General features: G+C 71.2%; 13 protein-coding genes. 3 read left to right on the plus strand and 10 right to left on the minus strand.

Going from position 1 to position 16112, the window contains the following annotated elements; genetic code table 11:
- Nucleotides 1-22: 22 nt before the first annotated feature.
- A complete protein-coding gene (locus TCUR_RS21615) occupies nucleotides 23-1639 on the minus strand; it encodes an MDR family MFS transporter (RefSeq protein WP_012854704.1) in 1617 nt (538 codons plus the stop codon).
- Between the two features lie 82 nt (nucleotides 1640-1721).
- Here TCUR_RS21615 and TCUR_RS21620 point away from each other — a divergent pair, with 82 nt between their 5' ends.
- The gene (locus tag TCUR_RS21620; protein WP_012854705.1) at nucleotides 1722-2333 is read left to right on the plus strand and encodes a TetR/AcrR family transcriptional regulator; all 612 of its coding nucleotides are present in this window, start codon (nucleotides 1722-1724) and stop codon (nucleotides 2331-2333) included.
- 898 nt (nucleotides 2334-3231) lie between these two features.
- Here TCUR_RS21620 and TCUR_RS21625 read toward each other — a convergent pair.
- The gene (locus TCUR_RS21625; RefSeq protein WP_148233078.1) at nucleotides 3232-4788 is read right to left on the minus strand and encodes an MDR family MFS transporter; all 1557 of its coding nucleotides are present in this window, start codon (nucleotides 4786-4788) and stop codon (nucleotides 3232-3234) included.
- 176 nt (nucleotides 4789-4964) lie between these two features.
- Here TCUR_RS21625 and TCUR_RS21630 point away from each other — a divergent pair, with 176 nt between their 5' ends.
- On the plus strand, nucleotides 4965-5549 hold the full coding sequence (locus TCUR_RS21630; RefSeq protein WP_041442649.1) for a TetR/AcrR family transcriptional regulator: 585 nt from the start codon (nucleotides 4965-4967) through the stop codon (nucleotides 5547-5549).
- A 48-nt stretch (nucleotides 5550-5597) separates the two neighbouring features.
- Here TCUR_RS21630 and TCUR_RS21635 read toward each other — a convergent pair whose 3' ends face one another.
- From TCUR_RS21635 to msrA, 5 genes are all read right to left on the minus strand, one after another.
- The gene (locus TCUR_RS21635) at nucleotides 5598-6611 is read right to left on the minus strand and encodes an SDR family NAD(P)-dependent oxidoreductase (RefSeq protein WP_012854708.1); all 1014 of its coding nucleotides are present in this window, start codon (nucleotides 6609-6611) and stop codon (nucleotides 5598-5600) included.
- A gap of 833 nt (nucleotides 6612-7444) precedes the next feature.
- Nucleotides 7445-8101, minus strand: coding sequence for a TMEM175 family protein (locus tag TCUR_RS21640; protein WP_012854709.1), 657 nt, complete (start codon nucleotides 8099-8101; stop codon nucleotides 7445-7447).
- Between the two features lie 103 nt (nucleotides 8102-8204).
- Nucleotides 8205-9065: an LLM class F420-dependent oxidoreductase gene (locus TCUR_RS21645; protein ID WP_012854710.1), complete on the minus strand. Its 861-nt coding sequence runs from the start codon at nucleotides 9063-9065 to the stop codon at nucleotides 8205-8207.
- Entirely contained in the window at nucleotides 9062-9592 is a 531-nt protein-coding gene (locus TCUR_RS21650; protein ID WP_041442655.1) for a nuclear transport factor 2 family protein, read from the minus strand. Before TCUR_RS21650 ends, TCUR_RS21645 begins: the two co-directional genes overlap by 4 nt.
- A 701-nt stretch (nucleotides 9593-10293) precedes the next feature.
- Nucleotides 10294-10926 (minus strand): peptide-methionine (S)-S-oxide reductase MsrA, encoded by a 633-nt coding sequence (gene msrA / locus TCUR_RS21655; RefSeq protein ID WP_041442658.1) that lies wholly within the window; start codon nucleotides 10924-10926, stop codon nucleotides 10294-10296.
- A 110-nt stretch (nucleotides 10927-11036) separates the two neighbouring features.
- Between msrA and rarD the strand changes: the two genes are divergently transcribed.
- The gene (gene rarD / locus TCUR_RS21660) at nucleotides 11037-11951 is read left to right on the plus strand and encodes an EamA family transporter RarD (RefSeq protein WP_012854713.1); all 915 of its coding nucleotides are present in this window, start codon (nucleotides 11037-11039) and stop codon (nucleotides 11949-11951) included.
- On the opposite strand, the gene TCUR_RS21665 is transcribed toward rarD, so the two are convergent.
- The 3 genes from TCUR_RS21665 to TCUR_RS21675 form a co-directional block, all read right to left on the minus strand.
- A complete protein-coding gene (locus tag TCUR_RS21665) occupies nucleotides 11927-12868 on the minus strand; it encodes a polyprenyl synthetase family protein (protein ID WP_086014648.1) in 942 nt (313 codons plus the stop codon). The genes rarD and TCUR_RS21665 overlap by 25 nt on opposite strands.
- 95 nt (nucleotides 12869-12963) lie before the next feature.
- Complete coding sequence (gene nuoN, locus TCUR_RS21670; RefSeq protein WP_012854715.1) at nucleotides 12964-14529, minus strand: NADH-quinone oxidoreductase subunit NuoN; 1566 nt, start codon at nucleotides 14527-14529, stop codon at nucleotides 12964-12966.
- Complete coding sequence (locus TCUR_RS21675) at nucleotides 14526-16076, minus strand: NADH-quinone oxidoreductase subunit M (RefSeq protein ID WP_012854716.1); 1551 nt, start codon at nucleotides 16074-16076, stop codon at nucleotides 14526-14528. Before TCUR_RS21675 ends, nuoN begins: the two co-directional genes overlap by 4 nt.
- Between the last annotated feature and the right edge of the window lie 36 nt (nucleotides 16077-16112).

Below are 16112 nucleotides of genomic sequence, written 5' to 3' on the forward strand. Positions count from 1 at the left end.
CGCCGCCGGCGGACGTCCTTCCTCAAGTCCGCCGGTGGCTCACCGCGCCCGCGGCCCGCCCGGCATCGGCGGGCGGTGCCGCCGCGGCCGGGGGCCGCCGGTCCTCGGCGGGGGCGGAGGAGGTGCGCAGCGGCAGTTCCTTGAGGGCCAGCGCGGCCGCCAGGCCCGCCAGCGCGATCGGCACCCCGACCAGGAAGGCGGCCTGGACCGCCTCGGTGAAGGACGCCAGCAGCAGGCCCCGCAGCGGCTCGGGCAGGGCGTGGATCTCCTCGGGGGTGCCCAGCCCGGTGCCGACCCGCTCGGGCACCGGCAGGCGGGCGGCGCGCAGCCGCTCGGTCAGCGCGGCGGTGAGCCGGGCGGTGAGCACGGCGCCGAGCGCGGCCACCCCGACCGCGCCGCCCATGCTGCGAAAGAAGGTGACGCCCGAGGTGGCGGCGGCCATATCGGCGCGGTCGGCGGCGTTCTGCGTGGCCAGCACCAGCATCGTCATGGTCATGCCCAGGCCCAGCCCGGCCGTCCCGCAGCCGATGCCGACCGCCACCGGACCGGAGTCCACCTGCAGCCGCGACAGCAGGAACATCCCGGCCGCCAGCAGCGCCGTCCCGGTCACCGGGAACATCTTCCAGCGCCCGGTGCGGGCGGCCACCTGCCCGGAGACGGTGCTGCCCAGCAGGACGCCGATCGTCATCGGCAGGGCCAGCAGCCCGGAGACGGTGGGTGTCATGCCCTGCACCACCTGCAGGTACTGCGGCAGGTAGGTCATCACCCCGAACATGCCCACGCCCACCATCAGCGAGGCCGCCGAGGCGAGCACGAAGGTGCGGTCGGCGAACAGGCGGGGCGGCAGGATGGGCGCGGCGGCCCGCCGTTCGGCCGCCACCGCCGCCCCCAGCAGCACCAGGGTCAGCGCGGTCAGGCCGTAGGTCCACGGAGAGTTCCAGGGGAACTCCTTGCCGCCCAGGGACAGCACGATCAGCGCGGTGCTCGCCGCGCCGGTGATGGTGACCGCCCCCGCCCAGTCGATCTTCGGCCGGGCCCGGCCCGTCTCGCGCGGCGGCCGGTGCAGGGTCCACTGGGTGATGGCGAGGGCCGCCAGCGCCAGCGGCACGGTGACGAAGAAGCACCAGCGCCAGCCCAGGCGCGGAGCGTCCACCAGGAAGCCGCCGAGCAGCGGGGCGGTCACGGTGGACAGGCCGTAGGCGGCGCCCAGGTAGCCGGAGTAGCGTCCGCGCTGCCGGGGTTCGACGATGTCGCCGAGGATGACCTGGGTGAGCGCCATCGCCCCGCCGGCGCCCATCCCCTGCAGCGCCCGGAACGCGATGAGCTGGCCGACGTTCTGGGAGAGGCCGGCCGCGATCGAGGAGGCGGTGAACAGCAGCAGCGCGGTCTGGTACATCCGCTTGCGGCCGAAGATGTCCGACAGCCTGCCCCACAGCGGGGTGGAGGCGGTCATGGCCAGCAGCGGGGCGCTGGCCACCCAGGCGAGCTGTTCCTGCCCGCCCAGCTCGCCCATGATGGTGGGCAGCGCGATGGTGGTCACCGAGGTGGAGATCACCGCGGTGATCATGGCCATCAGCAGCCCGCTGAGGATCTTGAGCACCTGCCGGTGCGTATAGCCGCCCGCCGCGCCGTGCCCCACCCTGTCCCCCCCTGATCAGCCGTGTTCTGCACACGAGTATGTATACGCTCGTTTACAAGTCAAGGCGGGATACTGTCACCCGATGCGACCGAAGCAGGCGAACGACGGCCCCGCCCCGCGGCCCAGGCGCGACCGGGCCGCCACCCGGCGGCGGCTTTTGGAGGCGGCCCGCGAGCTGTTCGCCGAGCACGGCTATGACCATGTGTCGGTGCGGGCGATCGCCGCCCGCGCCGAGGCCAACGTGGCGCTGGTCAACCGGTACTTCGGGTCCAAGGCCGCGCTGTTCGGCGAGGTGCTGGCCGGGGAGTCGGCGCTGCCGCACGTCCTGGAGGGCGAGGCGGTGGAGCTGCCGGGCAGGCTGGCCGAGCACGTGGTCCGGCTGATCCACCACGGCCAGGCCGGCCCGGTGCTGCGCACCCTGGACCGCTCGGTGGGCGACCCGCAGATCCAGCCGATCATCCGCCGTCACCTGGAACGCATCCTGGTCGAGCCGCTGGCCGCCCGGCTGCAGGGGCCCGATGCCCGGCTGCGCGCCACCGCCGCCGCCTCCATCGTGATGGGCATCGGCTCGGTGCGGCGCATCCTGGGCCTGGCCGACCTGCGCGCGGCCGATCCCGAGGCCCTCACCGCCCACCTGACCGCCATGTTCGCCGCCGCGCTGGCGCCCCTGCCCGAGCCCGGCCGGGACGGGTGAGTCCTCCCGATCCGCCGCGGACCCGCCCGGCGCCGCAAGGGGGCCCGGACGCGGCGGAATCCGGCCCTCACCCCTGGTGATCAGGCAGAACGGCCGTTGAAGCGGGCTCAACAATTAGGGAAAGTGTGATTTCCCTCTCTCTGCGAGCCGGCACCGTCAAAGCGGCTCCCGCCCTTGCGAGAGCCGCCCTTGGCCGCAGACGGTCATGTCCCGTCTCGTCCCATGGGTGTGTTCTCATGGCGATTCCGGGGGTATCCCTGCACCTCGTTGCGGTCGGACCGGCATCCGTGCCGCCGGGGCGCCGCAACGGAGAAGACACATTGATGACCGGAAAAAGAGGTCGAGACAACTCATCGGGTTGAATAAGCTCGCCAGTTCAAGGCGGCGTGCCCGCGTCGTTGCACGACACAAAGATCAGCTCGATCGGTGGATTAACTTCCGCCGAGAGGGGGGAGATGATCATCATGGCACGGCAGCAAATCGTCAAACGCCCCAGGCCCCCGCGTCAGCCGACACCCATGGACCTCCGGACGCCGTCTGGACGGATCCTGCCGTACTGAGCCCTTTCCGCCATGCCGTCTCCGCAGGTTGAGACGGGCGCGGCACGGCCGGCGAATGCGACGGCCGGCGACGGCACGGCACCGGGCGCCGCCGGGGCTCCCGTCCCGGCATCCCGGGCCATGTGCCGGGAAAGGCTCCCGCCGCCTAGGCGGCCGGTACGGGTACGGCGACCGGGGCCGGCGGTGTGCCCTGCGGCGGAACGGGAGGTTCGCGCCGCCGGGGCTCCCCCGCAGGCTCCCGGGACGAGGGTCGCGAAAGGGACGCCCGAGCACGACGGCTTCGAGGCCGCGGACCGCATGGTCCGCGGCCTCGCCGCTTTCCGGAGGGGTCCCCGGCGTTACGGCCGCGGCGCGGCCTCGGCCGCATCGGCGGAGGCCGCCCGCTCCGAAGGCGCGGGGACCAGGTCGAGGGTGTCGCGCAGGGTGACCGGCTTGAGCGCCAGCGCCGCCAGGATGCTGACCACCCCCAGCCCTGCGGAGATCAGGAAGATGTGGCCGGTGGCGTCGCCGTAGGCGGCCCGGACGATCTCCACGACGGGGGCCGGCAGCGCGCTCAGGTCCAGGCTGCCGGTGGCCTTGCCGGCGCCCGCGCCCATGCCCGCCGCGGACAGCTTCTCGGTGATCAGGGCGGTGACCCGGTTGGCCAGCACGGCGCCCAGCACCGACACCCCGATCGTCCCGCCGAGTGAGCGGAAGAAGGTCACCGTGCCGCTGGCCGCGCCCAGTTCCTTCAGCGCCACCGAGTTCTGCACGATCAGCACCAGGTTCTGCATGCAGGCGCCGACCCCGATGCCGATCAGCAGCATGCCGGCGCTCAGCAGCACCAGCGAGGTTTCGTGGTCGATGACGCTCATCACCGCAAAGCCCGCGGTCAGCACCACGGTGCCGAACACGATGAACGGCTTGGGCTTGCCGGTCTTGCTGGTCAGCCGCCCGATGACCGTGGACGACAGCAGCACCCCGGCCATCATCGGGATGGTCAGCAGGCCCGCCTTGGTGGGGCTGTAGCCGCGGCCGATCTGGAAGTACTGGCCGAGGAAGACCGCGCCGCCGAACATCGCCGAGCCCACCGCCAGGCTGGCCACGATGGACAGGGCGGTGTTGCGCCGCATGACGATGGGCAGCGGCACCACCGGCTCGGCGGCCCGCGACTCCACCCACACCGCCAGCGCCAGGATGAGCAGCGCCCCGCCCACCATGGCGGCGGTCTGCCAGGACAGCCAGGCGAAGGAGCCGTCCACGAAGGTGACCCAGACCAGCAGCAGGCTGACGCCCCCGGTGATCAGGGTGGCGCCCAAGTAGTCGATCTTGACGTCGGCCTTGCGCACCGTCGGCACGTGCAGCGTCAGCTGCAGCAGGACGGCGGCCACCAGCGCGATCGGCACCCCGATGAAGAAGCACCAGCGCCAGCCCAGCCAGGAGACGTCCACGATCAGCCCGCCCAGCAGCGGCCCGCCGACGGTGGCCACGGCCATCACCGCGCCGATGTAGCCCATGTACTTGCCGCGGTCACGGGGCGGGATGATGGCGCCGATCACGATCTGCACCAGGATCTGCAGGCCGCCCATGCCCAGCCCTTGGAAGGCCCTTGCGGCGATGAGCTGCTCGGTGTTCTGCGCCAGGCCGGCCAGCAGCGAGCCCACCAGGAAGATCGCGATGGAGAGCTGGACCAGCCGCTTCTTGTTGTACAGGTCGGCCAGCTTGCCCCAGATGGGGGTGACGGCGGTGGAGGTCAGCAGGGTCGCCGTCACCACCCAGGTGTATTGCGACTGACTGCCGTGCAGCGCCCCGATGATCCGCGGCAGCGCGGTGCCCACCACCGTGGCGCTGAGCATGGCGGCGAACAACACCAGCATGAGGCCGGCCAGTGCCTCCAGCGTCTGCCGACGGCTCATCGGCGCAGGCGGGGACGAATGCATGCTCAAGTACTGCCTCCCGGTGACGGCGTGTGGAAGGGGAAGGGGGCGGAGGCGGGAGACCAACGACTACCGGCCGGTAGTCTATTCCCACTGGGAAAATTTACCCGATGGGCAAGTTTACTCCGGTCGCTAAGGTGGGTGCCGTGAAGACCATGCCGGGCCTGCGCGAGCGCAAGAAGGCGGCCACGCGCCAGGCGCTGCACGACGCCGCGATGCGGCTGGCGATCGAACACGGCCTGGACAAGGTCACCGTGGAGGCCATCGCGGACGCGGCCGGAGTCTCCCGGCGGACCTTCTCCAACTACTTCGCCGGCAAGGAAGACGCCCTCCTGTACGGCGACGAGCAGCGGATGCGGGCCATCTTGGAGTCCTTCGCCGCCCGCCCGCCCGACGAGCCGTCCTGGACGGCGCTGCGCAACGCCGTCGACGACTACTACCGGAGCCTGGGCCGCCGCCCCGACCCCGAGTGGTCCATGCGGGCCCGGCTGGCCAAGCGGCACCCCTCCCTGGCGGCCCGCCAGATGGCCAACTACGCCGCCGCCGAGCAGAACCTCACCGCGTTGATCGCCGAGCGCGAAGGGCTGCCGCCCGATGCACTGCGCCCCCGCGTCATGGCCGCCGCCTTCCTGTCCAGCGTGCGCATCGCCGTGCAGATGTGGACGGACACCCATCCCCCGCGCCCGCTGCAGGAGATCGTCCACGAGGTCATGGACGAGCAGGCCCGCCCCTTTCAGTGACGGATCCCGCCCCCGGAAGGCCGGCCCCTTCCCGGCCGGCCGAAAAGCTCATGCCGCCTCCTCCCGGAGCGGGCCCTGCTCGGTGGAACCGATCAGCCAGCGCACGGTGTCCAGGACGGATTCGGCCGCGGAGCGGAAGGTGACGCCGAGGTCGGCGGTGGTGGCCGAGGCGTCGGCGCCGGGCGGGCAGTGCAGGGCGGTCCAGGTGCCCTCCCGGCCGAACGTCAGCCGGACCGGCAGCATCCGCTGGAGGAGATCGGCGAGCCTGCCCGCGGCCGACAGCACGGGCGCGGGCACGGCGAGCCGGGCCGGGCTGCCCCCGCCGGCCGCGGCGACCAGCCGCTGGATCTCGGCCATGGCCGGCGTCTCGGCGACGGCCAGGTAGCGGCGCGGGGCCACGCCCGCGCTCAGCACCGCCACGTGCACGGCGGCCAGATCGCGCACGTCCACCACCGGCACGACGCCCGGCAGCCGGAAGGGGAGCCTGCCCTGCAGGACGGAGCGGGCCAGCAGAGTGCTCTCGCCGCAGGCCGGATCGTGCGGCCCCCACACCATCCCCGGGGTGACGATCGTCACCGGCGCCCCGGCGAGCTGCCAGCGCCGGGCGATCCATTCGGCCAGGGCTTTGGACCGCCCGCAGGGCACCGGCGGGTCGCCGACCGGGGAGCTCGCCGTCAGCGACTGCGCGGCCGGCAGCAGCGCGGTGAAGGAGGAGACGTGGACGATCGGGTTCAGCCCCAGCCCGTAGGCGCTGCCGAGGACCAGGTCGGTGCTGCGCACGTTGATCGCGTGCAGCTCCGGGCGGCGCCGGGCGTCGAAGGAGTGGACGGCGGCGGTGTGCACCACGGCGTCACAGCCGGTCAGGGCCCGCACCACCGGCTCGCGGGAGGTGAGGTCCACCTCGACCGTCTCGACCGCGTCGGCGCAGCCGTGCGGGCGCAGCGCCCGCCGGATCCGGTGCGCCGAGCGGGCCGCCGCGCGCACCTGGTGCCCGGCCTCCACCAGCGCCTTGACGGTATGCGAGCCCACGAAACCGCTCGCCCCGGTGACCAGGACCTTCATCGTCTCCCCCCGGCCGGCTCGCAGGCGTCGGACGGCCCGGTGCCCGGCTTGGTCTGCCGCATGAAGCCTCCCAGCGGATCCCGATGCACCCCGTCCCCGTTCGGGGACGGCACTCAGCGGTCGCCGGGGCACGGTAGGGCCGGGAACTGCTCACTTCCCAGGCCAAACGCTGTCAGGTCGCTGCTCACCCGAACTTGAACGGTGAACCTTTCTCACCCGCCCTGGAGCGGAGAGCCGAGCCAGACATATCACCCCATTCGTGATTTTCGTCACTCGAGTGACACTGATCACAGTGGCGACACAAAGCGGACCGCGCTCCGGAACACCGCTCTGACCTGGGCGAAGAGTCCGCAACACCCCCACCGAAACAAGGGGAGAAGTTGGAAAGATTCGCACCTTCCAACTCCGAGGTCAGATTCTTGTAACCTCCAGGTTGCCGCATCCGGCCAACCCGCCGACCTACTCTAATGACATGGCCGAGCTCATCATCGTTCTGGTAATCGCGTACCTCTTGACGCATTGACGGACGGGTCTGGCAACGCCGTGGTAAATCCCGCCGTCGCTCTTCCCTGCCCCGACTACCCCTCTGTGCAGCGGACGCCCGACGTGGGCGCCCGCCGTCATGTGCGAAGAAGAAGCGAGACAGATCGACGACGATCTGTCTCCTTCGCATTGGTCAAGGGGAAAACAATCGGGTAAACCAGACCCAGGGCATGAGATCGACCCATCTTCCCGCTTTTTCATGACATTTCTTCGGCGGTGCTCCGGCATTCTTCGCGCCATCGGCTTTCGTGCGCAGCCGCCGCCCACGGGACGACGGGCCCCCGCCGCCGTCAGTCCGCGCGTTCACCGGGCCGGCGAGCGCCCCGCACACGTCCGCCCAAGCTCTGCGCGACCCGGCGCAGGAGCAGCAGCAGCCACAGGTACATGGCCGCGGAAGGCGAAAGGAACGCCACGGGGGCGGACACCCCGAACACCAAGGTCAACACCACGTTGTCGGTGATCTCCGAACGGACCCGGCGCTGGGGAACGCCCGGCGCCCGCAGCGGACCCGGCCGGCGCAACCGCAGCGACATGACCGTCATCAGCGCCCCCGCCAGCGCAAGGGTCCCGGCATACCCGGCCACCGCGACGGAGACGTTGCCGTAGTCACTGATCAGCCGGGTCGGAAACGGCAGGATCGCGATGCACGCCAGCAAGGCCAGCTCCAGCATCACCATCGGCCCGTCCACCTGCGCGACCATGGCGAACAGGCCGTGGTTGCCGAGCCAGAACAACCCGATGACCGCAAAGCTCAGCGCATAAGCCCACAGATCGGGCAGCGCGCCGTGCAGCACCTGCCGCAGCTGGGGCTCCGTCAGCCCCGCCGGCACCTGGATGCCCAACGCCAGCAGGGTGATCGCGATCGCGATCACCGCGTCGGCGAACCCCAGCAGCCGCTCCCGATCCACCAGCCCGTCGCCCCGGCTCCGCTGCGCGCCCTCCGGCATGCGGCCAACCTAAGCGCGCGGCGAACGCGGCACCGGCGGGACGCTCCCCCGTTTGCCCGGCGCTGAGCGGCCTTTGAGCCGTCCCGGAAGCGGGAAACGCCCCTCAGCCGGAGAAGGTGATCTCGGCGAAGGCCTCCAGCTGCTCCAGGTAGTGCTCCAGCGACTCGTGCCGCACGGTGAGGTTGATCCGGGTGGCCCCCGCCTCGGCGGCGGTCCGCATCAGCTCGGTGACCTGCTCGGGCCTGCCGATGGCGTCGATGCGGCGATTGGGCGTGAACACCACGTCGAAGCCCTCGGGAATCTGCACCGAGTCGAGCATCTGCCGCATCCGCTCCGGCGACGGGCCGCGGAACGTCTGGGGCGCCGGGGCCCACCCGTCCCCGAGCGTGACCGCCCGGCGCAGCGCGCGCATGCTGTGGCCCCCGATCCACAGCGGCACCCGGGACTGCACGGCGTGCGGATCGATCACCATCTCCTTGAACGAGAAGTACTCCCCCTCGTAGGAGACGACCCGGGAGGACAGCGCCGCCCGCAAGGCGCGCAGCGCGTCATCGGCCCGCGGCCCGCGATCGTCGAAGGGCTTGCCCAGCAGATCGAACTCCTCGCGCAGGTTGCCCACGCCCAGCCCGAGGATCAGCCGGCCGCCGCTGAGATGGTCGAGGGTGCCGTACCGCTTGGCCAGCTCCAGCGGGTGGTAGAAGGGCAGCACCAGCACGTACGGCAGAAAACGCAGCCGCTCGGTGTGCGCCGCCAGGAACGAGAAAGTCGCCAGCGGGTCGTAGAAGCGTTCACCGCGCGGCAACCCCGGCGGCACGGCCACATGGTCGGGACAGGTCATGAAGTCGTACCCGAGCCGGTCGGCGGCCTTGGCGACCCGGACCAGTTCGGCGACCCCGGCCCGGTGCTCCCACTCGGGTCGGTTACCGGCCAGAGCGACGATGGGAGAGCTGATACCGACCTTCACGACCCCGCCCTTCTCGATGCGATGCGCCGCTGCAGCACGATGAGGGGATCGAGCTCGTCCCGGCGCCCCGACGGCCCCTCCCCCTCCTTGGGCACGAACCGCCCGACCTCGGACCTGGTCCACTCACGGACCGCCCAGCGCTCGCAGATGGCCCACCGCCCGTCCCGGTAGGTCATGTGATCGACGAACCGCACCCCGCTGGTGAAGTTGGCCCGGACGCTGTCGGCCGGCTCCCCCCAGTGCACGGAGATGCCGTAGGCCTCCGAGACCGCCTCATCTCCGTACAGATCGACCAGGTGGTTGGCCACGATGTGCATGGTCCCGCCCCGCCGCGCCCGCAGCCTGGGCTCCACCCAGGCCAGGTACTCCTCGACGGTCCCGTCAAAGCCGGTGTGGTGGTCGATCGCGCCGGGATGGTAGGCCGAACGCACCAGTTCGAAGTCCAGCCGGTCGATCCCCCGGCAGTACCGCAGCACGACGTCGTGGATCTGCTGCCGATCCCACCACTGCGAACGCTCCCGTGCCACGACCACCCCGGAACAACGCGGGCCACTGCGACGAACCTGCCGTCCGGCGGCCGACGCGACCAGGGCCCGCGTCCCCGCCCGCCTGCCGCCGCACGCCCAACCTAGGCATCCGGGACGACCACGAACGCCCCGGTCTCACTGACCGGAAGCACCCCGGCCCCGTACCGGAGAGATGCGGATCCACGGCAGCGGGCCCGCTCCCTGACCAGGCCGTTCGCTTCAATCCCTCATAGCGCCGACGAGGACGTGCCGGCTCCGCCACACCCATCCAAGACGCCACGTTGCGATCCCCCGCAGGGCGGATGAGGACGCGGGGAACTCCTCTATTCGCTTCTAGTGCGTCATCTTGCGGTCCCTCTCACAAGGTGGATGAGGGCCCGTCGCTCTGAAGGCCACCGGGCGGCTCGTTCGAGATGCTGCGATCTCCCACAGAGCGGACGAGGACGGGGCTCTCCGAGTGGGAGACCGCGGCCCGGTGCGCGTTGCGCTCCCTCAAGGGTGGATGAGGGCGACTGGACGCGCATCCGCCGCCACATCCTCATCCGCGTTGCGATCCCTTAAAGGGGGGATGAGGGCCCCAGAGTAAAGGCAGGCCAGGGCAGTGGAAGTCGGCCCGACACGGCCTGGTCCGGCAGCGGGCCCCCGGTCGTGCATCTGACCCGAGAGGTGTGCCGTAAACCCAGGGGGCGAGGCCGATGTGGTCACTCGGCGGGTGCGATGCCCACCGGACAGGAGACGCCGGTGCCGCCCAGGCCGCAGTAGCCGTTGGGATTCTTGGCGTCCGACAGGTACTGCTGGTGGTAGGGCTCGGCGAAGTAGAAGGGGCCGGCGGGGGCGATCTCGGTGGTGATGGTGCCGTGGCCGGCGGCGGTCAGGGCCTTCTGGTAGGCCTCGCGGGAGGCCTCGGCCGCCTTGCGCTGGGCCTCGGAGTGGGTGTAGATGGCCGAGCGGTACTGGGTGCCGATGTCGTTGCCCTGGCGCATGCCCTGGGTGGGGTCGTGGGACTCCCAGAAGACACGCAGAAGCCGCTCGTAGGTGACCTTGGCGGGGTCGTAGACGACGCGGACGGCCTCGGCGTGGCCGGTCAGGCCGCTGCAGACCTCCTCGTAGGTCGGGTTGGGCGTGTAGCCGCCCTGGTAGCCGACGGCGGTGGTGATGACGCCGGGGACCTGCCAGAACGTGCGCTCGGCGCCCCAGAAGCAGCCCAGGGCGAAGTCGGCGATCTCGCTGCCCTCCGGGTAGGGCGGGGCGAGCGGGGTGCCCAGTACCTCGTGGGCGGGCGGCACCGGCATGGGGGTGTCGCGACCGGGCAGGGCCTTGTCCGCGGGGACCATTTCGGTCTTGAAGGCGGTGTTGAAGATGCCGAACACCTCTTCAGGGTATCCGGCGCATCACCGGCAGCGACATGAACGTCACATATATTCGGTAATTACCGGCTGATACTGTGACGGGCGTGATCGATCGGCGTGGTCTGGCCTCCGGGATCGCGGCCTATGGGCTGTGGGGGCTGTTTCCGCTCTACTGGCCGCTGCTGAAGCCCGCCGGGGCGACGGAGATCCTGGGGCACCGGATCATGTGGTCGCTGGTGACCGTGCTGGTGATCCTGGCGGTGCGCCGAAGCTGGCGATGGGTGCGCGAGCTGACGCCGCGCACGCTGGCGCTGCTGGCGCTGGCGGCGGCGGTGATCGGAGCCAACTGGGGCGCCTTCATCTACGCGGTCAACACCGGGCACACCCTCGAAGCCGCGCTGGGCTACTTCATCAACCCGCTGATCAGCGTGCTGCTGGGGGTGCTGGTGTTCCGGGAACGGCTGCGCCCCTGGCAGTGGGGCGCGATCGGGCTGGGCGCCGTGGCGGTGCTGGTGCTGGCCGTCGACTACGGCCGCCCGCCCTGGATCGCGCTGACGCTGGCCTGCTCGTTCGGGCTGTACGGCATGGTCAAGAAGTTCGCCGACATGCCGTCGGCCGAGAGCCTGGCGGCCGAGAGCGCCGTGTTGTTCCTGCCGGCGCTGGCCTATGCGCTGCTGCTCCAGGGGCAGGGCAGCGCGGCGTTCGGCCACGCGGGCCTGGGGCACGCGCTGCTGCTGGCGGGCAGCGGGCTGGTCACGGCGGTGCCGCTGATGCTGTTCAACGCGGCGGCGGTCCGGATCCCGCTGAGCGCCCTGGGCATGCTGCAGTACCTGACGCCGGTCCTGCAGTTCCTGATCGGGCTGCTGGTGCAGCACGAGCCGATGCCCGCCGGCCGGTGGATCGGGTTCCTGCTGGTGTGGACCGCCCTGGTGATCTTGACCGCGGACGGGTTCCGCGCCGCCCGCCGGGCCCGGGTCAAAGCCGCTCAGCCGGTGCGGGAGACCACGTAGTCGCACAGGCCCGTCAGCGCGGCACGGGCCGGGATGTCCGGCAGCGTCAGCAGCTCCGCCCGCGCGTCCTCGGCCCACCGCCGCAGGTCCTCCCGGGCGCGGTCCATCGCCGGGTGGGCGCGCAGCAGCGCCAGCGCCTCGGCGTGCAGCTCCTCGTCGGTCAGGTCCTGGCACAGCAGCTCGCGCAGCCGGGCATCCGCCGGGTCGGTGGAGGACAGCACGTGCAGCATCGGCAGGGTGCGGATGCCCTCCCGCAGGTCCGTGCCGGGGGTCTTGCCGGACTGCTCGAACTCCGAGGCGATGTCCAAGATGTCGTCCGACAGCTGGAAGGCCACGCCGATCTTCTCGCAGGCGGAGGTGATGGTCTCCACCACCTGCTGCGGAGCGCCGGCCAGCAGCGCGCCCAGATGCCCGGAGACCGCGATCAGCGAGGCGGTCTTGTCGGCCACCACCTGCAGGTAGTGCTCGAGCGGGTCGGCGTCCGGGGCCGGCCCGGAGGTCTCGGCGATCTGCCCGCGCACCAGGCGGGCGAACGCCCGCGCCTGGATCCGCACCGCCTGCGGCCCCAGGTCGGCCAGCAGGTCCGAGGCCCGGGCGAACAGGTAGTCGCCGGTCAAGATGGCCACCGTGTTGGTCCAGCGGACGTTGGCCGACTCCTCGCCGCGCCGCACGGTGGCCTCGTCCATCACATCGTCGTGATACAGCGTGGCCAGGTGGGTCAGCTCGACGACCACCGCCGCGGGCACCACGCCCGCGGCGGCCGGGTCGCCGAAGTGGGAGGCCAGCAGCACCAGCGCCGGGCGGAACCGTTTGCCGCCGGCCTCCACCAGGTGCTTGGACGCCTCGGCCAGCAGCGGGTCGTCGCTGGTGACCGACTGGACCAGCAGCTCCTCCACCACCGCCAGCCGCTCCCGCATATCCGCTGCGAGCGCGGCATCGACCGACAGGTCGAACGGCACCCCACTGCTCACCGAGAACCCCCTACGGGACGGCCGCCCGCAGGCGGCCCCCGTCAACGAACGAACATCTGAGCGGCGGCATCCCCGGCCAGGTCCAGCACCGGCTGGGGCAGCACGCCGAGTACCACAGTAACCGCCACGCCGAGGGCGACCGCAGTCACCGTGGCCGGGCTGAACACCACCGACGGCCCGTCGGCGACCGGATCACTGAAGAACATGATCACGATCACCCGGACGTAGAAGAAGGCCGCCACCGCCGAGGCCAGCACGCCCACGATCACCAGCGGGGTGGCACCGCCGTCCACCGCCGCCGAGAACACCGCGAACTTGCCGGTGAACCCGCTGGTGAGCGGGATACCGGCCATGGCCAGCAGGAAGAAGGCGAACACCCCGGCCACCATCGGCGAGCGCTTGCCCAGCCCCGCCCAGCGGCGCAGGTGGGCCGCCTCGCCACCGGTGTCGCGCACCATGGTGACCACGGCGAACGCTCCGATGGTAGTGAATCCGTAGGCGGCCAGGTAGAACAGGGTGCTCGACAGCCCCTGCTGGGAGGTGGCGACCACACCGGTCAGCAGGAAGCCGGCGTGCGCGATGGAGGAGTAGGCCAGCATCCGCTTGATGTCGGTCTGGGTGACCGCGATGACCGCGCCGGCCACCATGGTGAGGATGGCCACCCCCCACATCGCCGGCCGCCAGTCCCAGCGCAGCGTCTCAAAGCCCACGTAGTAGACCCGCAGCAGCGCCCCGAAGGCCGCCACCAGCGTGGTGGAGGCCATCAGCGCGGTGACCGGGGTCGGGGCGCCCTGGTAGACGTCCGGCTTCCACATGTGGAACGGCGCCGCGCCCAGCTTGAACAGCAGCCCGACGCTGACCAGCGCGATCCCGCCCAGCAGCAGCGGCTCGCCGCCGGCGCCGCGGCCGGCCTGGTCGGCGATGTCCGACAGCCGCACCGACCCGGCGAAGCCGTACAGCAGCGCCACCCCGTACAGGAAGAACGCCGAGGAGAACGCCCCCAGCAGGAAGTACTTGACCGCCGCCTCCTGCGACAGCAGCCGCCGCCGACGGGCCAGGCCGCACAGCAGGTACAGCGGCAGCGACAGCACTTCCAGCGCCACGAACATGGTCAGCAGGTCGTTGGCGGCCGGGAACAGCAGCATCCCGCCCACCGCGAACATCATCAGCGGGAAGATCTCGGTCTGCCGGATCCCCGCCGTCATGGTCTGCTGCTCGGCCTCGCTGCCCGGCAGCGCCGAGGCCTGGGCGGTGAAGTGGGCGGCGCTGCGTTCGGCGATCAGCAGCAGGCTGACCAGCGCCAGCACCAGGATGGTGCCCTGGATGAACAGGGTCGGCCCGTCCACCCCGATGGCGCCCATGGCCGCCACGTGGAACGGCTGTTCCCGCCAGGCCAGCACCACCGTCCACACCAGGGCGGCCAGCAGCCCGGCGAAGGCCAGCGGCACCTGGACGCGGTAGCGCCAGGAGCGGCCGACGAACGCCTCCACCAGCACCCCGGCCACCGCCACGCCGAAGACGATCAGCAGCGGCGCCAGCTGGCCGTACTCGATGTGCGGCGCGGGAATGCTCCCGGGAGCCGCGATGATGTGCACTCCGGCGCTCACGGACGAGCCCCCTTCTCAGCGACGGTGGGCGTGGGATCGCTCACCTGGACCTGACGGAGCGTCTGCTGGACCGACGGGTCGATCACATCCAGCACCGGCTTGGGGAAGAAGCCCAGCGCCACGATGATCGCCAGGATCGGGGCGATGGCGGTCAGCTCCCGCCGGGACAGATCCTTGAAGCCGGCGACGGCCTCGGCGGTGGGCCCGTTCATGGTCCGCTGGTACATCCACAGGATGTAGACGGCGGCCAGCACGATGCCCAGCGCGGCGATGACCGCGGCGACCTGGTAGCGGCTGAAGGTGCCGACCAGCACCAGGAACTCCGAGACGAACGGCGCCAGCCCCGGCAGCGACAGTCCCGACAGCCCGGCGATGAGGAACGCCCCGGCCAGCAGCGGCGCCACCTTCTGCACCCCGCCGAAGGCGTCGACGCGGGCCGAGCCGCGGCGCACGATGAGGAACCCGACGATCAGGAACAGCGCGCCGGTGGAGAACCCGTGGTTGACCATGTAGAGCGCGGCGCCGGACTGGCCCTGGGAGGTCATCGCGAAGATGCCCAGCACGATGAACCCGAAGTGGGAGATCGAGGTGTAGGCGATCAGCCGCTTCAGGTCCACCTGCCCGATCGCCAGCACCGCGCCGTAGATGACGCTGATCACCGCGAAGGTCAGCACCCCCGGGGCGGCCCACTTGGACGCCTCGGGGAACAGCTCCAGGCAGAACCGGAGCATGCCGTAGGTGCCGACCTTGTCCAGCACGCCGACGATCAGCACCAGCGCGCCGGCCGGGGCCTGGGCGGCGGTGTCCGGCAGCCAGGTGTGCACCGGCACCATGGGCGCCTTGATCGCAAAGGCGATGAAGAAGCCCAGGAACAGCCACTTGGCCACGGCCGGGTCGAGCTTGAGGCCCTGCAGCTCCGACATCAGGAAGGTGTTCGGCCCCTGCACGTACAGGGCGATCACCGCGACCAGCATCAGCAGCCCGCCCAGCAGCGAGTACAGCAGGAACTTCACCGCCGCGTACGAGCGCTGCGGGCCGCCGAAGATCCCGATGAGGAAGTACACCGGGACCAGCATGACCTCGAAGAAGATGTAGAACAGGAAGACGTCGGTGGCCGCGAAGACCCCGACCATCATGGCCTCGAGGGCCAGGATCAGCGCGAAGTAGGTCTTGACCGACTTGGCCGGGGGCCGCTCGCCCTCGGCGACCACCCCGCCGTAGCGGTCGGCCTCGCCCCAGGAGGCCACGATGACCAGCGGGACGAGCACCACCGACATCAGGATCAGCACCAGGGCGACGCCGTCGACGCCGAGCGCCCAGTGCACCCCGAAGGCGGGGATCCACTCGTAGACCTCTTCGAACTGGTGGCGCGGGCCGCCGACCTCGAAGCCGGCCGCCATGACGAAGGCCAAGGCGGCGACCAGTACCGACACTCCCAGCGCCACCTGCTTGGCCAGTGCGTCCCGGCCGCGCGGCAGCAGCGCCACGCCCAGCGCGCCCAGCGCGGGCAGCGCGATCAGGACGCTCAGCCAGGGAAAGTCGTTCATCAGACGTTCACCACCAGCAGGGCCGCCGCCGCGGCG

Source organism: Thermomonospora curvata DSM 43183 (assembly GCF_000024385.1).
Taxonomy (GTDB): domain Bacteria; phylum Actinomycetota; class Actinomycetes; order Streptosporangiales; family Streptosporangiaceae; genus Thermomonospora; species Thermomonospora curvata.